This window comes from Rufibacter sp. DG15C (assembly GCF_001577755.1).
Lineage (GTDB): Bacteria > Bacteroidota > Bacteroidia > Cytophagales > Hymenobacteraceae > Nibribacter.
This window is the reverse complement of sequence record NZ_CP010776.1, coordinates 4,012,112-4,028,633: the sequence shown is the minus strand read 5'-3', so window position 1 is coordinate 4,028,633 and position 16,522 is coordinate 4,012,112. Positions and strand designations below refer to the sequence as shown.

At 48.8% G+C, this 16,522-nt stretch carries 13 protein-coding genes; 10 read left to right on the top strand and 3 right to left on the bottom strand.

Features of this window, described 5'->3' with window-relative positions; all coding sequences use genetic code 11:
• Positions 1–12: 12 nt before the first annotated feature.
• From TH61_RS17245 to TH61_RS17235, 3 genes are all read left to right on the top strand, one after another.
• Positions 13–990, top strand: a complete 978-nt coding sequence (locus tag TH61_RS17245) for an isoaspartyl peptidase/L-asparaginase family protein (RefSeq protein WP_066512111.1) — start codon at positions 13–15, stop codon at positions 988–990.
• The gene (locus TH61_RS17240) at positions 971–1,738 is read left to right on the top strand and encodes a copper homeostasis protein CutC (RefSeq protein WP_066512108.1); all 768 of its coding nucleotides are present in this window, start codon (positions 971–973) and stop codon (positions 1,736–1,738) included. Before TH61_RS17245 ends, TH61_RS17240 begins: the two co-directional genes overlap by 20 nt.
• 198 nt (positions 1,739–1,936) lie before the next feature.
• A complete protein-coding gene (locus TH61_RS17235; RefSeq protein WP_066512105.1) occupies positions 1,937–4,249 on the top strand; it encodes a family 20 glycosylhydrolase in 2,313 nt (770 codons plus the stop codon).
• 205 nt (positions 4,250–4,454) lie between these two features.
• Here TH61_RS17235 and TH61_RS17230 read toward each other — a convergent pair whose 3' ends face one another.
• Positions 4,455–6,758: a GH92 family glycosyl hydrolase gene (locus tag TH61_RS17230; RefSeq protein WP_066512102.1), complete on the bottom strand. Its 2,304-nt coding sequence runs from the start codon at positions 6,756–6,758 to the stop codon at positions 4,455–4,457.
• A 41-nt stretch (positions 6,759–6,799) separates the two neighbouring features.
• A complete protein-coding gene (locus TH61_RS17225; protein WP_231862257.1) occupies positions 6,800–9,274 on the bottom strand; it encodes a glycoside hydrolase family 2 TIM barrel-domain containing protein in 2,475 nt (824 codons plus the stop codon).
• Between the two features lie 465 nt (positions 9,275–9,739).
• Here TH61_RS17225 and TH61_RS17220 point away from each other — a divergent pair, with 465 nt between their 5' ends.
• The 4 genes from TH61_RS17220 (at position 9,740) to TH61_RS17205 (ending at position 13,971) form a co-directional block, all read left to right on the top strand.
• Positions 9,740–12,166 carry a DUF4982 domain-containing protein gene (locus TH61_RS17220; protein ID WP_066512098.1) on the top strand — a complete coding sequence of 809 codons (2,427 nt, stop codon included), beginning with the start codon at positions 9,740–9,742 and terminating at the stop codon, positions 12,164–12,166.
• A 257-nt stretch (positions 12,167–12,423) separates the two neighbouring features.
• Positions 12,424–12,846 (top strand): hypothetical protein, encoded by a 423-nt coding sequence (locus TH61_RS17215; RefSeq protein WP_066512091.1) that lies wholly within the window; start codon positions 12,424–12,426, stop codon positions 12,844–12,846.
• A 31-nt stretch (positions 12,847–12,877) separates the two neighbouring features.
• The gene (locus TH61_RS17210; protein ID WP_066512085.1) at positions 12,878–13,324 is read left to right on the top strand and encodes a GNAT family N-acetyltransferase; all 447 of its coding nucleotides are present in this window, start codon (positions 12,878–12,880) and stop codon (positions 13,322–13,324) included.
• Between the two features lie 143 nt (positions 13,325–13,467).
• A complete protein-coding gene (locus tag TH61_RS17205; RefSeq protein WP_066512080.1) occupies positions 13,468–13,971 on the top strand; it encodes a phosphoheptose isomerase in 504 nt (167 codons plus the stop codon).
• 109 nt (positions 13,972–14,080) lie between these two features.
• Here the strand turns inward: TH61_RS17205 and TH61_RS17200 are convergent, their stop codons facing one another.
• Positions 14,081–14,692: a hypothetical protein gene (locus tag TH61_RS17200; RefSeq protein WP_066512075.1), complete on the bottom strand. Its 612-nt coding sequence runs from the start codon at positions 14,690–14,692 to the stop codon at positions 14,081–14,083.
• Positions 14,693–14,947: 255 nt separating this feature from the next.
• Between TH61_RS17200 and TH61_RS17195 the strand changes: the two genes are divergently transcribed.
• The 3 genes from TH61_RS17195 to TH61_RS17185 are packed head-to-tail and all read left to right on the top strand — an operon-like array spanning position 14,948 to position 16,490.
• Positions 14,948–15,496: an RNA polymerase sigma factor gene (locus tag TH61_RS17195; RefSeq protein WP_066512072.1), complete on the top strand. Its 549-nt coding sequence runs from the start codon at positions 14,948–14,950 to the stop codon at positions 15,494–15,496.
• Positions 15,493–16,026 carry a hypothetical protein gene (locus TH61_RS17190; RefSeq protein WP_066512071.1) on the top strand — a complete coding sequence of 178 codons (534 nt, stop codon included), beginning with the start codon at positions 15,493–15,495 and terminating at the stop codon, positions 16,024–16,026. Before TH61_RS17195 ends, TH61_RS17190 begins: the two co-directional genes overlap by 4 nt.
• The gene (locus TH61_RS17185; RefSeq protein WP_066512069.1) at positions 16,026–16,490 is read left to right on the top strand and encodes a hypothetical protein; all 465 of its coding nucleotides are present in this window, start codon (positions 16,026–16,028) and stop codon (positions 16,488–16,490) included. Before TH61_RS17190 ends, TH61_RS17185 begins: the two co-directional genes overlap by 1 nt.
• Positions 16,491–16,522 lie beyond the last annotated feature (32 nt).

The following is a 16,522-nucleotide window of genomic DNA, read 5'->3' as shown; positions in this document are numbered from 1 at the left end:
CCATACGCGCATATGAGCAGCAGACGTAAATTTTTAAAACTATCAGCGCTCAGCGCTACTTTTTTAGGAGGGGGATTTGAGGTTGTGAAAGCTTTTGGAGGCTCCCTAAACTCGGCTAAACCGGGCAAACCCATTGTCATCTCAACTTGGGATCACGGCATTCCGGCTAACGCGGCCGCCTGGGAGGTCCTTTCTAAAAACGGCAGCGCCTTAGACGCGGTAGAAGCTGGCGTGCGCGTACCCGAGGCAGACCCCAAGGTGCGCACCGTAGGCTACGGCGGCTACCCGGACCGCGAAGGCAAAGTGACGCTGGACGCCTGCATCATGGACAAGGACAGCAACTGTGGCGCGGTCGCGTTTCTTCAGCACATTAAGCATCCTATCTCGGTGGCCCGCAAGGTGATGGAGGACACGCCGCACGTAATGCTGGTAGGCCAGGGTGCGTATGAGTTTGCCATCTCCAAAGGGTTCAAGAAAGAGAACCTGCTCACCCCTGAATCTGAAAAGGACTGGAAAAACTGGCTGAAGGAATCTAAATACAAACCGGTCATTAACATTGAAAATCATGATACCATTGGCATGCTGGCCCTGGACGCAAACGGTGACTTAGCCGGCGCCTGCACCACCAGCGGCGCGGCGTTTAAAATGCACGGCCGGGTAGGAGATTCGCCTATCATTGGTGCGGGCCTTTTCGTGGACAATGAAGTAGGGGCTGCCACGGCTACTGGCTTGGGCGAAGCTGTCATCAGAATGGTAGGCAGTCACTTGGTGGTAGAACTGATGCGCCAAGGGAATTCTCCTGAGAAAGCGTGCAAACTGGCCGTAGAGCGTATCATTGCCAAACACAAAGACGTGAAAGATTTGCAGGTGGGATTCATTGCCCTCAACAAACAAGGCGAGTACGGCGGTTACTGCATCCACAAAGGCTTTAACTACGCGGTGCATGATGCCAAGGGCAAACAGCTGATTGATGGTAAATACAAGCTCTAACCAGATTTACAGCCTGGAAATATGCATTGACTCGGTGGCCTCAGCGGTGGCCGCTGAGCAAGGCGGGGCCCAGCGCGTAGAGCTCTGCGATTATTTGGCCGGCGGTGGCACCACGCCCAGCGCCGGCATGATTAGCCTAGTGCGCGAAAGTATTTCCATTCCCCTGCATGTCCTTATCCGTCCGCGCCGCGGAGATTTTCTCTATTCCAAAGAAGAGATGGAAGTCATGAAACGGGATATTCAGCTGTGCCGAGAATTGGGAGTGGACGGCGTGGTTCTAGGAGCATTGACCAAAGACGGGGACATTGACGTAGCCGGTACCCAGGAACTGATAGACTGCGCCAGACCGTTGAGCATCACCTTCCACCGAGCCTTTGACCTTACCCGAAACCCACTGGAAGCCCTTGACCAAATACTCTCCCTCCACATTGACCGCCTGCTTACCTCTGGCCAACAGGAAACCGCTTTGCAGGGTGCCTCACTTATTCAAAAATTGCAAGAGCGCGCCGGAGGTGATATGATTATTATGCCGGGCAGTGGCATCAATCCAACCAATGTGCAGGCGATTATCACTCAAACCGGCGTGAGAGAAGTGCACGCCTCTGTGCGGAGTAGGGTAGAAGGGGGAATGGTTTTCCGGAAGGACTATCCGCCCATGTCCAGCAACAGCCCTATTTCAGAATATGATCAGTTGGTGGCAGATGTTGCGCAAATTAAAAGGATGCGACAACTCTTAGATGAGGCCTAGCTAAAGGTTAAGTATAGCTGACAAACTGAATTGTTAGCCAGTTCAATTCTTCGCCTTAGAGGTTTTGGATAGAGGATTGTCCTTAAGTTGGAAAAATATGTTAAACAGTTAATCGTTTTTGACTTGTTTTCCAGAAAATAGGCTAAAAACGGAAGGGCATATTCTGTGTACATTTGGCTATACAGTTAAGGCATTTTCATGACAAAACAGCTTCTCCCTCTTTTACTCTGGTCTTTCTTGATGATCCTAGCGCCTGCTTCAGTTTGGGGGCAGACCAAGGAACACCAATACAACCTCATCCCTTACCCTAACTCCTTAATCCCTCAGCAGGGTACTTTTACCTTGACGGCTCAGACAAGACTGGTCTTACCCAAAGAAAGCAAAGTCTTTGCAAGCGAAGCAGAGCAGTTGCAAGCAATGCTTGCAGGAGGGCTTGGCAAACGGTTAAAGCAAACCAAAAAACTACAAAGCAACAGTATTGTTTTACAACTGGATAAGACCATTACTACTCCAGAGGGCTATCAGATATTCATCACACCTAAGCAGGTTAGGTTGGTTGCCAAAGAGCCGGCTGGCATGTTTAGGGCCGTGCAAACGCTTCGGCAGTTACTACCGGTTACCATAGAACAGTCTGCGACAAATTCTACCAATGACACCTTGATGTTTCCATCAGTTCAGATAACTGATGCACCAGCGTTTGGTTGGCGGGGTATGCACCTGGACGTATCCCGGCATTTCTTCACCAAAGAATACCTCAAGAAATACATAGACCTGCTGGCCCTCTACAAGTTCAACAAACTGCACCTGCACCTCACAGATGACCAGGGATGGCGCCTGGAAATCAAGAAATACCCTAAACTTACTGAAGAAGGCGCCTGGCGCATGTTCAACAACCAGGATTCGGTGGTCATCAGGCAGTCCAAGGATAACCCAGACATGGCGCTGGACCCCAGACATTTGGTGCAGAGAAACGGCAAGACAATGTATGGGGGCTTTTACACGCAGGCAGAGATGCGTGAGATTATCCAATACGCCAGCGCCCGGCACATAGAAATAATCCCTGAGATTGACATGCCCGGCCACATGAAGTCCGCCATTGACGCTTATCCGTTTCTTACCTGCGGGGAGGCGGGCTGGGGCAAGACGTTTTCGGTGCCCATCTGCCCTTGTGAGGAGACTACGTATGAATTTGCCGAAAACGTCTTCCAGGAAATCATTGACCTATTTCCTAGTCAATACATTCACCTGGGCGCCGATGAAGTAGAGAAAACCACCTGGGTCAACGCGCCTGCCTGCCAGGCTTTGATGCAACGCGAAGGCCTGAAAAGCGTGGAGGAACTGCAGAGTTACTTTGTGCACCGCATGCAGAAGTTTTTCAAGAGTAAGGGCAAAACCTTGATTGGCTGGGACGAAGTATTGGAAGGAGGTATCAACTCTGAGGCGGTGGTCATGTACTGGCGCAACTGGGTACCCAAAGCACCGTTGCAAGCCGTTCATAATGGCAACAAGGTAATCATGACGCCCAACGCACCCTTGTATTTTGATGCCCTTCCGGACAAGAATTCGCTTAAGAACGTCTACCATTTCCAACCTGTACCTAGTAGTCTCAACCCTGAGGAAGCAAAAGCCATTCTAGGCGCCCAAGCCAATCTTTGGACCGAATATATTCCCTCTGAGAACCGCGCCGAGTATTTGTACATGCCCCGCATGACCGCGTTGGCTGAAGCTGTTTGGTCAAAAGAAAAAAACTTCACCAACTACCAGCAGCGCCTCAAGCAGCACTATCCACGGTTAGATGCGCTCAACGTACAGTACCGCCTGCCAGATTTAGAAGGCTTTACAGACAGGATGGTGTTCACAGACCAAGCACTTTTAGAAATTCACAAACCACTCGAAAACTTCACAATAAGATATACAACTGATGGCAGTGAGCCAACTTCTTCTTCACCTGAACTTCCTAAATTAAAGCCGATCGCAGAAAGCACAATGTTGAAGCTTTCTGCCTTTATCCCCTCTGGTCGGAAAGGAGACACTTATACTCTGCAATATGAAAAGCAAGCCTTGGCTCCTCCAATTCAAGCTAAGACAACAACCACTGGTCTGAACGCTATTTACTACAAAGGCTTTTTCAAAAATACCCTAGCCATGCAGTCGGTTGTGAGGGCAACAGAAACAATTATGGTTGATAAACTGGAAGTGCCTTTAACTATTAAGGATGGAAGCTTCGGAATCCAGTTTAGAGGTTACTTAGACATCCCTGAGACAGGCATTTATAGCTTTTATTTGATTTGTGATGATGGGGGCGTGCTTAATATTGCCAACCGCTTGGTGGTAGACAATGACGGATTGCACGCACCCTTAGAGAAAAGTGGGCAGGTGGCATTGGAAAAAGGACTGCACCCGCTGGAACTGGACTTTATTGAAGGCGGCGGCGGATACACACTTAAACTGCTCTACAGTAAAAACGGAAGCCAACCTCAACCCATCCCACAAAGCTGGTTAATGCGGTAAGAACAAAAGTCATTTTTGGTCTCTTTTCCAGAAAACAGGCTAAAAACGGCAACAGCTTTAATTAGCGCAGATGCTCCCTTCAAGGGGAGAATCTGCGTTGAAATAGCGGTAAGAAGAAATTAATCGTCTACCATTTACAAAAGAAGACCCGGCACTATATTCAGTGCCGGGTCTTCTTTTGTAAAAGTAATCCAAATTGGTAGCCCTACTCAGCAAGTTGAGAGGTCGGCCAGCTTTCTTTGGCTACTCCCCAAGTAGGGCTAGGTTGGTTACCCATGTCAAAATCTAGTTTCCCGCCCTGCATCAATTCTTTGTGCGTGATATAAGACTTGGTAAGCGGCTTTCCGTTAAGGGTGACCCGCCGAATGTAGATGTTTTCCCGGCTATTCTTTGGGGCAGAAATCTCCAGCGTTTTTCCGTTGGGTAAATGAAGCGTAGCCTTTTTCACCGCCGGACTCCCGAAGACAAAAGCACCATTGGAGGGATGCACCTGGTAAAAGCCTAGCGTAGAGAGAATGTACCAGGACGACATCTGTCCCACGTCTTCGTTGCCAATGATGCCATCAGGCTTATCTGAGTACATGGTGTGTATAATGTGGCGGACTTTCTCGGCGGTTTTCCAGGGCTGTCCTACATAGGGGTAGAGGTACGTAATGTGGTGGCTAGGCTCGTTGCCATGCGCATATTGGCCAATTAAACCGGTTATGTCGTTAGAGGCGCCTTCGCCCATGTCACCTTGCGCGGTGAACAAAGAATCCAGCTTATACGCGAAGCGCTTTTCACCGCCCATCAGTCTCACCAAGCCTTCCACGTCTTGCGGTACCAGCCAGGTGTACTGCCAGGAATTGCCTTCGGCGTAGTCGTCTTTACGGTGCTCAGACTTAAACGGGTCAAAGGGCGTGCGCCAGCTGTTTTGGGAGATTCTACCACGCATGAACCGTGTTTGTTTGTCAAAGTAGTTCTGGTAGTTCTGGGCGCGTTTGCTGAAATATTGGTAGTCTTCTTCTTTACCTAGTTTCTTGGCGACCATGGCAATGGCCCCGTCACTGATGGCGTACTCCAGGCCTTTGGCCACGCTTTCCACTTCATCATCTGCCGGAATAAAACCCAATTCCTTCACTTTCTTTAACCCGAATTCATTGCCCATGGCCGTGGCTTTCATGGCTTCATACGCCAGGTTCTTGTCAAAGCCATCAAAGCCTTTCAAAAGAGCATCTGCCACTACGGGTACGCCGCTGTAGCCTACCATGGTGTTGGTCTCATTGCCCATCAAATGCCAGACAGGCAGTTTGCCTTGTTGTTGGTAAATGGCCAGCATGGAGTTGACCATGTCGTTCACGCGGTTGGTTTGCAGGATAGTGTACAATGGGTGCGCGGCGCGGTAGGTATCCCAAAGCGAGAAGGTAGTGAGGTTGGTGAAATTAGCTTTGGGGTATACTTTTTTGTCGGTGCCCCGGTAGTCGCCGTTGTGGTCATTGAAGATGGAAGGCGCAATCATGGAATGGTACAACGCGGTGTAGAAGGTGCGCATCTGGGCCTCATCCAACGCTTCAATTTCTACTTTCTGCAATTCTTTGTTCCAGGCTAGGTCGGCTTCGCGCACTACTTGGTCAAAGTTCCAGTGCGGGACTTCCGCTTTTATATTGGCCAAGGCATTTTCTGCACTGACCGGCGAGATACCCACTTTTACCAAGACCTTCTCGCCCGCCTTGGTTTTAAAGCGGGTAATGCCTTTGATGCGGGTGCCTTTCTTGGCCGGAGTAGGAGTGGTACTGGCGGTGTCATACACTTGGTAGCTCTCAAATTTTTGAATGGGCTTGGAGAACACTGCCGTAAAGTAGACGCGCTGGTCGTTGGCCCAGCCTTTGGAAAAACGGTAGCCTGCAATGGTGGAATCGTTCAGTTGTTCAATAAACGTCTCAGTGGGCGTGTCCCAGCCAATGCCTTCTTTCAGGTCAAAGATGATGCTGGCTTGGTCTGCCTGCGGAAACGTGTATTGATGCATACCCACCCGTTCAGTAGCCGTCAACTCTGCCTGAATGTTGTAGCGCTTGAGCTTAACCGAATAATATCCTGGTTTGGCTTTTTCCTCTGCATGAGAGAATAGAGAATAATAGCCGCTGTTGGGATTTTTGAGGCTCCCGCGCACCAAGGTTACATCACCGGTGGTGGGCATGACAAGAATATCGCCTAGGTCGCCAATGCCGGTCCCGCTCAAATGCGTATGCGCGAAGCCCACAATGGTTGAATCTGAGTAATGATACCCCGAGCACCAATCCCAGCCATGCGACATGTTGGTAGGTCCCAGTTGCACCGCCCCAAACGGAACGTTCGCGCCCATGAACACGTGCCCATGGAAACTGGTGCCAATATACGGGTCCACCCACTGAGTAAGCGAGGTTGATTTTGACGAGCTTTTCTGCTGGTTCAATTGGGTGCAGGCTACTATGGTGACACTGGCCAAAAAAGTCAACAAAAGCCGTAGATGGGTGAATGCTTTCAAGTACATATGCGGTTGATTTGGGGCGAAGGTCTTTATGGAAGGAAGGATTATTGTTTCAAAGGCTGAACAGGGTAGGTTTGCTTGTCTGCATTCCAGCCTTCTAGAGTAACGCTGGGAGCAGGTGCATTGGCTTCTGGCGTATACTCAATGGTAATCGTCAGCTTCTCACCAGGCAGTACTGAAACGTAATTATCACTGTAGAAAACTGGTAGAAGCCGTTGCCCGGATTGGGAGTTCACCAGCGATACCCGATTGAAGAAAGCCACTGGGTTGGTGGCAGCATTAGTAAGCGTTACGGCTATTTTGCCATTCGCTATTAATTTAGCTTCAACTTGTAAAGGAGCTTTGGCTAGCTCTTTCAGGCCTGAGTAGCAGCCTTTGCCATCTGCTAACCAATAGAAGTTGTTGCTGACAATGTTCTGGTCTAAATCCAGGAGCCGTAACGAAAGGAAGGTACCTTTTTCTTTGGCCAGTTTCCGTAAGGCGCTATTAATGGGGAAGTACTTTTTGGAGGTTGAGGCGCCAATTTCTACTAGGACCTGTCCCAGGGAAGTGCTTTTGCCGGCCATGTCATATGCGGTGGCCACCAGCATTAAATCACGTTGAATGTCAAAGGTGTTGTTCACGGCCATGACCATGCTGTCTACCGGGTCAAACATGATGTGGAGCGGGGAGCTACCATTTCTCAGTCCGAATAAGCCGGCATTGGGGTCTAGGTAATAATCATAGAGCTGACCACGCATGGAGGTCCAGGGGTTCTGCGTTTTCCAGATGATGGTGCCGGTGTACCAATCCCACATGTGCGAACTGAAGCCTTCCATCAAGGCCCGGTACTGGTCATAGTTGACCAACTGCGCTTTCTTAGTAAAATCTTCTACGCTGGTGGGCGCGCCATAGGGAAGAAGGTGTTGTTCATAGCCCACACCCGTGTAATTGTGATAATGCCAGACCGAATCTACTTTCTCAGTAGGTTTACTGGTGGCGCCCATGTACTGCGGGGCTATTAAGTTCTCCTTCGGGATAAAGCGTTTTAGTGACTCCATGTCCCCCACGCCTACAGAACCCACCTCAGAGTTAAACGGCCAGGTTCTATAAGCCCAGAACTGACTGATGGGCTGAATGGTATATGGGCCATCTCCACCACCACCAATGGTGTTGAAGGACATACTGTCTGCGTTGGAGTAGGGGATAAACCAGCGAGTGCCGTCTAGGTTTGGCAAGATGGAATCCTCCAAAGCGGTGAGAATGTCTTTGGGCGGTGTAATTTCATTGCCTCCGCACCACATGGCCAGGGAGGGGTGGTTACGTATCATTTTCACCTGGTCCACCGCCGAGGCCAGGAACAAGTCATGATTGTCTGGGTATTTGCGCCGGGTCCATTGGTCGTCTTTTTTCATGGGGTCTACCCATTTTCCGTTGGCGTCAGCGGTTATCCAGAAGTCCTGAATCACCAACAGCCCATATTTGTCGCAGGCTTCAAAAAACTCCGGTCGCTCTAGTAAGGCCCCGCCCCATACGCGCATGAGGTTTAAGTTCATGTCGCGGTGGTACCTGAGTTCAGCATCATAGCGCTCTTTGCTGAAGCGGAGCATGGCATCTGAGATAATCCAGTTGGCGCCTTTGATGAAGATTTTCTGCCCGTTCACCTGTACCTGCATGCTTCGGGTGTGGTCATTCCAGACGGTTTGAATTTCGCGCACCCCCAGTTGCACATTTTCTTCATCAGAGACTGTTTTGCCATTGACCAGAAACTGCAGTTGCAGGTTATACAAGTGTTGGGCGCCATAGGTGTTGGGCCACCACAGTTTAGGGTTCTGCAGTATCAAATCCCTGAGGTGGATTTGTTGCGTAGTGCGGGCTGGAAGGATCACTTTCTGCGAAACCGTTTTCCCGTCCAAAGTATAGCGTAATACCCCAGCTATTTTTTTATCTGTAGGATTTTCAAGCTCAGCAGACACCTTCACTGTTGCTGGCGCTTGTGAGCCTTCTGGTTTCCGCTTGCCAGGCACGAGCGTCACCACATGCGGATTCTTGAGATTAATCTGCTGTGTTTTTTCTAGGATGATCTTGTCCCAGATCCCCGTGTTTCTGTCTCTGATGGGTTGAATCCAGTCCCAACCGGCAACGTATTGATGCGTCACATTTTTAGCAATCGTACCGTCCCCGCCCTGTCCGCCGTTAGGATTGCCCACCGGGTCTGGCGGAAACACCAATATGGCCAAGCGATTGTTGCCACCCTTAGCCAGGTGCTGGGTAATGTTGTAACTCTGGCGCAGGAACATGCCTTCATGCGTTTTCTCGTTCAGCTTTTGGCCATTCAAGAATACCTCACAGCTGTAATTTACCCCTCTTAAATGTAACCACACCTGCTCATTCTTTTGAGGGGCTTTCTCTTGAAAGTCTTTCGTAAACCAATAGGTGTAATGGTCACGGCCAGAAGTATAGATATCTGGAATGCGTTGGTTATTCATCCCATAGAAAGGGTCGGGGATTTGCTTGTTGGCGAGCTGGGTAGTCAGCACTGTGCCAGGAACTGTAGCCGGAAGCCAATCAGCCGTAGAAAAAGTGGGCTGTGAAAGAACTTGCCCTGTTTCCTTGGTTTTTGCAATAGGTTGGCACTTCCATCCGGCGTTCAACTCATATTTGGTTTGTGAAAAACCCGGAAGGCAGAACAATTGCAGGAAAACAAATGAGAGGAAGAAAGGCAGTTGGAGCTTCATGGGAGACGAGCGATTTTCCTGACGATGGATTTGGGAGGCAGTTCCAGTTTCTGAAGCCGTAAATGTATCAGTAAAAACCGCTTCGTTGCAATTTTCCTTGGCTTATCTGAGGTTAAAACCTATAACCAGAAATTGTTGAATATATTTAAAGGCTAAAGGAAGTGAAGCCCATTAGGGCCTAACAATTCTGTCAAGAAAGACTCAAATGGGTAGGCGATAAGTGGTTTTAAAGCTTCTTTTGATTTTACCCGATTTAATAAAAAAGATATGATACATAAATGGTTGATTGCCTTATTGCTTTTGACGGCCCAGGTAAGCTTTGCGCAGGGCAGGGTAGTGACAGAGTTAACAGATAACTGGCGCTTCCAGAAAGGCAAGAACGACCAAGCCTTTGAAGTCAATTTCAATGATAATGGCTGGCAGAAAGTGACGGTGCCCCATGATTGGGCCATCTATGGTCCTTTTGACAAGGAGATAGACAAGCAGGTGGTGGCCATAGAGCAGAACGGTGAGAAAGTGGCCTCTGAGAAAACCGGGCGGACTGGTGCCTTGCCGTACATTGGAGAGGCTTGGTACCGAAACGAATTCACGTTACCGCATTACAAAAAAGGGCAGAAGGTCCTGATAGTTTTTGAAGGCGCCATGAGTGAGCCCAAGGTGTTTGTGAATGGCCAAAAAGTGGGGGAGTGGGCCTACGGCTACAGCTACTTCTATTTTGACATCACGGACCAAGTGCAGGAAGGCAAGAAAAACACGCTGGCCGTGCAACTTAGTAACCAAGGGCAGTCCTCGCGTTGGTACCCGGGCGCGGGTTTGTACCGCAAGGTGCAGGTCATCGTGAAAAATCAGGAAAGCATAGACCAGTGGGGTACGTTTGTGACCACGCCGTTTATCTCCAAATACTTGGCCAAGGTGAACATTAAAACCAAAGCCTCAGGTAGCAATGTGCGGTTGTTTACTCAGATTTTGGACGCCCAAGGCAAAACCGTGGCCAGTGATAGCACCAGCAAAATCTTCGGGAAGGAATTTGAGCAGAACATAGCAGTGGCCAATCCTCAACTCTGGAGCCCCGAGACACCGTATCTGTATACCGCCGTGACCAAGCTGTATGCTGGCAAGGAATTGAAAGACGAGGTCACCACCCGCTTCGGGATTCGGGAAATCAGTTACAAGCCAAATGTGGGCTTCAGCTTGAATGGCAAGGTGCGCAAGTTCAAAGGCGTTTGCCTGCACCATGACCTAGGACCCTTGGGCGCGGCCGTGAACAAAGCTGCCCTGCGCCGTCAGTTGCGAATCTTAAAAGACATGGGCTGTGACGCCATCCGGAGCTCGCACAACATGCCGTCTATTGAACAGTTGGAACTGGCTGATGAGATGGGCTTCATGTTCCTGGCCGAAAGCTTTGATGAATGGGCCAAACCGAAGGTGAAAAACGGCTACAACCGCTTCTTTGTAGACTACGCCGAAAAAGACATTATCAACCTGGTGCACGCCACGCGCAATCACCCGTCTATTGTGATGTGGAGTTCGGGCAATGAGGTGCCCGACCAATGGGGCGAAGAAGGCGTGAAGCGGGCCAAATGGTTGCAGGACATCTTCCACAGAGAAGACCCTACACGCCCGGTGACGGTGGGCATGGACCAGGTGAAAGCGACCATGGCCTCTGGATTTGGTGCCTTAATGGACATTCCGGGGCTCAACTACCGCACGCATTTATATGAGGAGGCGTACAAGACCTTTCCGCAGGGCTTTATCTTAGGCTCAGAGACGGCCTCTACGGTAAGTTCAAGGGGAATTTACAAGTTTCCGGTGGTAAAAGGGATTGAGAAGCAGTACCCAGATTTGCAAAGTTCATCCTATGACTTAGAATACTGCTCCTGGTCTAACCTACCCGAGGATGACTTTGTCTTGCAGGATGACAAGTCTTGGGTGATTGGCGAGTTTGTCTGGACCGGCTTTGACTATTTAGGAGAACCAACGCCCTATGATGACAAGTGGCCATCACGGAGCTCCTACTTTGGTATCAACGACTTGGCTGGTCTGCCTAAGGACCGGTTCTACCTGTACCGGAGCCGTTGGAATACCAAAGAGGGAACCCTCCATATTTTACCGCACTGGAACTGGGAAGGCAGAGAAGGGCAGACCACACCCGTTTTTGTCTACACCAACTATGATAGCGCTGAGCTTTTCATCAACGGAAAGAGCCAAGGCATCCAGAAGAAGCACAATGCCACACCCCAGAACCGGTACCGCCTCATGTGGATGGACGTGAAATACGAGCCGGGTACGGTCAAGGTAGTCGCCTTCGGGAAGGATGGCAAGCCAGTAGCCGAAAGACAATTGAAGACTGCTGGCAAGCCGTACAAGCTTGTTTTGGAGGCAGACCGCAAAGAAATTACCGCAGACGGCAAGGACTTGTCTTATGTAACCGTTTCTGTGGTAGACAAAGACGGGAACCTGTGCCCGACTGCTACCAACCAGCTGACCTTCTCTGTAAAAGGCAAAGGCACTTACCGCGCAGCCAGCAACGGCGACCCAACGTCCTTAGAGCAGTTCCATCTGCCTACTATGAAGCTGTTCAGCGGAAAACTGGTAGTGTTGGTGCAGTCTACTGAACAGGAAGGAACCATGGAGTTGACCGTGAAAGGCAAAGGATTGCAAAAAGGGAAGGTCACGTTGAAATCCGTACAGTAAAAAATAGGCTATTGGGTAAACTACAGATGGCTGAACTGACCAGTCAAGCCAGTATTCTCTTTGATTTTGCGTTAACTAAATAGGATAAGCAAACAGTGCCAGCGTTTGAGACTGATGATCAGATAATTAGATGGTTTTCAAATAGTTTACGTACTAGTTACCTTCCTTTCAGAAAGAGAAATGTTGGTTAGTTATTATGTGAACTTATACCTTTATAATATCCCAGATCTGTACTTAAAAGCATAGGAAACGGCAAGATGGATAAACCCAAAAGAATAAACCTGGACAGCGACAGCTTCATAAAGCTGGAGTACGATCCTACCCATGATATCTTGTTTGGGTATTGTCCAGACTTTACGTCCATGAACATAGTTGAGACCAATCAGGCGTTTCAGGAGGTGGTGAAGACGTTGTTGCAACACGGCATTACCAAGCTCATGATAGACTCCAGGTTATCTTACATGGATGTGAGCCTTCATCAACACAAAGCCGTACTGGAGTTGTTTGCCTTGAATTTATATTCCACCAAACTTCAGAAGTTTGCCAGAATCATGACCGAAGACGAGAAGCGCGAAAACAGTGTCTTGCAAGTAGTGGATGAAGGCAATATTCCGTTTGCGTTCCAAAACTTCAAGGACATACCTTCTGCGGTTGAATGGCTCACTAGTCAAACCAGTTAAGTATTTTTGAGCCTTTACTATTGCCTTTTTTATGGAAGTACTACTTCAATGTAAGCCTTTCCAGGATTTTTCGCCGTTTGAGTTATATGACAACTTGCGCCTGCGAAGTGACGTGTTTGTGATGGAGCAAAATTGCGTTTTCCTGGACCTAGACAACAAAGACCAATTTTGCCACCACGTGCTCTTATACCAAAACGGGGTATTAGAGGCTTCGGCTAGGATTGTGCCCCCTGGCGTGAGTTATGCAGAAGCATCTATTGGCCGGGTAGTCACCAGTAAGGTGGTAAGAGGAACAGGCTTGGGCAAGCAACTCATGCAGGCATCAATAGATCACTGCCAGAAACTGTTTGGCCCGGGACCCATTAAAATTGGGGCGCAGGTATATGCCCGCAAATTCTATGAAAACCTAGGCTTTGAACAAGCTGGTGACGTGTACGACGAAGACGGCATTGACCACATTCACATGATTAGGAGATAGACAATACAAGTCACGTCTTACCTTTATAGTAGAGAATTCGTTTTTGGCTTATTTTCTATAAAACAGGCAAAAAACGGCGTTTCACTAAATAGAGTAGATAAGTAGTGAAGTTAGAAGATTAAGAAGAAAGTAGTTTGAATTTTATGACCGAGGAGAATCAGAAACAGCAATTGTTTCAAGAGATAGAGCAAAAGCTCATAGCACAAGGGTTTGCCATAGCCAACCAAGACCAGACGCGGCCGTGGGGCGGTTTTTTTGTGATTGAGGAAAGCCAGGCCCAACAGTTTGCCAATACCTACTTTGACGGCATCTCAGTGGAAGACCTTAAGATTTCTGGGAAGCTGAGCCCAAAGATTTTGGTAGTGGCACCTCACAAGCGCCTTTCTTGGCAATACCACCACCGCCGCGCCGAAATCTGGCAAGTCATCCAAGGAACCGTAGGCGTGGTGACCAGTGCCACTGATGCAGAAGGAGAACTGCAGAAACTAACGGCCGGTGATAAAATCACCCTGCAGCAAGGAGAGCGTCATAGGTTGGTAGGATTAGAAGACTGGGGCATTTTAGCCGAAATCTGGCAACATACAGACGCCGCCAATCCATCTAATGAAGAAGATATTGTGCGCGTTCAGGATGATTTTGGGCGATAGTAGAACTTCAAACAAAATCTTGTATGCTCATTTTTACTAATGAGTTGATTTTAAAAAGAAGAGGCGTAGCTAGTGGCTACGCCTCTTCTTTTTTGGCTATTTCAAAGGACTATCCCAATTGGCTTTTCCAGTTGTTCCATTTCTGGAGCTGGGTTGGGTTCAGGATAGATTCAATTTTTTGCAATAGCTCTTGGCGGCACTTGCGCAGCACACGCATGTGCGTTTGTTTGGCGTCATGCTTGGCCATCTCTTCTCTTAAAGAAGCGCGTAGCTGCGTTAGTTTTTCTTCTAACTGCGCCTTGGTAATTCGGCCGGCTTTGTAGGCCTTTACATAGTCTTCACGCACGGCATTGGCTCTAGCCAGTAAGGAGGTATGCAGGTCTTTGATTTTAGTCATATGCTCCGCAATGCAGGCATGGTGTTGTTGCACAAAGCCTTTCACCGCGGCTCTCTGGTTTTCATCTAGGTTCAGGTTTTTGAGCGCGCGCTTCAACAACTCCATTTTCTCTTTGCTGGCTTCGCGCGGGGTGCATGTGAAGGCAGCAGTTTCAGTGCCCATGGTAACCTCTGGGGTTTCCAAATCTGCCAGGTCTGGCAACTGGAATTCAGCCGAGGCAAATTCAATGTCTTGTGGGGCCTGCGTGTCTTCTTTCTGACAGGCGGTGAACAGCAAGGAAACGGCCAAGGCCAGTCCTCCCAAGGTGTGTCTCATTTTCTTCATGTGTGAAAGGTTTGTTAGTTGGTGTGGGTATGTTGTAGGCGGCATAGAAAGCAATTGGTTTTACCGCGGTTACTGTCACTAAGAGATGGAAAATAGCGAAAGGTTAAATGGCACTTATAAATTTTTTTTCAGAGCCACTCCCACGCTTCTAGAAGCCATAAACTCCATTTCGAAAAATAATTAAAGCCTTGATTTAACCTTTTAGCGGGTTTGGCTTCTAAGCAATATGATGGACATTTACATGGACCAGGTGGAATGAACGAGACAACAGATGAGCAAATCTTGTCGCTGTTTCGGGCGGCTGGCACCAAAGACAGGGGTTTTACGCTCTTGATGGACCGGTACAACACCAGAATCTACTGGCACATACGGCGGTTGGTGGTCAGCCATGAAGACGCTCAGGACCTGTTACAAGAGACTTTTATTAATGTATACAAACACCTGCACACCTTCACCGGCGACAGCAAATTGTATACATGGCTCTACCGCGTGGCTACCAATGAATGCCTGCGCCTGTTTAGGGAGCGGAAACGGTTTTTGGCCTCTTTTGAGGAAATCAATGAAAAACTGGTAGACACCCTCCATGATACCTGCGCCGGCGACAGTGACCAGATTTTGGTGCAGTTGCAAGAAGCCATTCTTCGGTTACCCGAAAAACAGCGGCTGGTTTTTAACCTGCGCTATTATGATGAGCTGCCTTATGAGGAGATAAGCAAGATTCTGGATAGTTCCGTTTCTGCACTGAAGACCAATTATCACCTGGCTAGCAGCAAGGTCAAGGCATTTATGATGAAGGAAGTATGAAAGACGAATTTGATCTAGAAAATAGCAGCAAGAAAATGCCGTACCAAGTACCGGCGGGCTTCTTTGAGGGCATTACACAAACTACGCTGCAAGAGGCTAAGAGAAGGGAAGCCACTACCGGTGACCCACAAGAAAAAAAGTCTTCATGGCAGATTTGGTCAGTGGCGGCCAGTATTGCGGTCTTGCTTGTAGCTGCCTATTTTTTGCTAAGGGGTCCGCAACACAAACAGCCAGAATTGGCTCGCACAGAAAAGATGCAGGTCCCAGTTGCAGTGCAAGATACCAACACAAAAGGGATGCCCTCACCAGCACCTACGGTACCTGAAAAGCCTGTCAACCAGAAGACGATAGAAGTAGCACAAACACACCCACTTAATAAGAAAAACAGCCCTTCGGCTGTTCAAAAGAAAGTCATGCAGCAGCCAGAGTCTTTGGAAAATCTATTGGCCGCCTTGACGGATGAAGAAGTGGCAGAATTAGCCGCCCTCGCAGAAACAGAAGCTTACACCTACGAAGAAACCTTACTATAATGATGAACACACTTTTAAAGAACTTGTTGATCTGCGCCGGTTTGCTGCTAACCTTAGCGGCGCAAGGCCAAGACCTCAAAAACAATCCCCGTTTACAAGAGCGGCTCCTGCAAGTAAAGCTGCGCGAAATCCAGAAAACCCTCATGCTAAGCGATGATAAAATGAAAGCGCTTACGCCCATTTACAAACGGTATGACAATGAGATAACCACCATCCACAAAAACCGGCAAGTTAAAGGGCAAGGCACCAACATCAACAACCTTACCTCAGAAGAAGCTGACAAACTGGTGGTGCAGCAATTAGACAATGCCGTGAAAATGAGCACCGTCCGGAAAAACTACTACTCAGAATTCAAGACCGTTTTGACGCCGCAGCAGGTAATGGCCATGTTCAGGGCCGAGGCGCAGATACGCCGCCGCGTGATGATGGAAATGAGACGCCGCCTAGAAAATAGAACCAAGTAAGTTTTTAAAATGGCACGTCCCCGTTTTTAGGC

Excerpts from the sequence above, each read along its gene's own strand:
- TH61_RS17235 (WP_066512105.1), top strand. The coding sequence starts at position 1,937 with ATGACAAAACAGCTTCTCCCTCTTTTACTCTGGTCTTTCTTGATGATC.
- TH61_RS17195 (WP_066512072.1), top strand. The coding sequence starts at position 14,948 with ATGAACGAGACAACAGATGAGCAAATCTTGTCGCTGTTTCGGGCGGCT.
- TH61_RS17245 (WP_066512111.1), top strand. The coding sequence starts at position 13 with ATGAGCAGCAGACGTAAATTTTTAAAACTATCAGCGCTCAGCGCTACT.
- TH61_RS17215 (WP_066512091.1), top strand. The coding sequence starts at position 12,424 with ATGGATAAACCCAAAAGAATAAACCTGGACAGCGACAGCTTCATAAAG.
- TH61_RS17240 (WP_066512108.1), top strand. The coding sequence starts at position 971 with ATGGTAAATACAAGCTCTAACCAGATTTACAGCCTGGAAATATGCATT.
- TH61_RS17200 (WP_066512075.1), bottom strand. The coding sequence starts at position 14,692 with ATGAAGAAAATGAGACACACCTTGGGAGGACTGGCCTTGGCCGTTTCC.
- TH61_RS17185 (WP_066512069.1), top strand. The coding sequence starts at position 16,026 with ATGATGAACACACTTTTAAAGAACTTGTTGATCTGCGCCGGTTTGCTG.
- TH61_RS17190 (WP_066512071.1), top strand. The coding sequence starts at position 15,493 with ATGAAAGACGAATTTGATCTAGAAAATAGCAGCAAGAAAATGCCGTAC.
- TH61_RS17230 (WP_066512102.1), bottom strand. The coding sequence starts at position 6,758 with ATGTACTTGAAAGCATTCACCCATCTACGGCTTTTGTTGACTTTTTTG.
- TH61_RS17205 (WP_066512080.1), top strand. The coding sequence starts at position 13,468 with ATGACCGAGGAGAATCAGAAACAGCAATTGTTTCAAGAGATAGAGCAA.
- TH61_RS17220 (WP_066512098.1), top strand. The coding sequence starts at position 9,740 with ATGATACATAAATGGTTGATTGCCTTATTGCTTTTGACGGCCCAGGTA.
- TH61_RS17210 (WP_066512085.1), top strand. The coding sequence starts at position 12,878 with ATGGAAGTACTACTTCAATGTAAGCCTTTCCAGGATTTTTCGCCGTTT.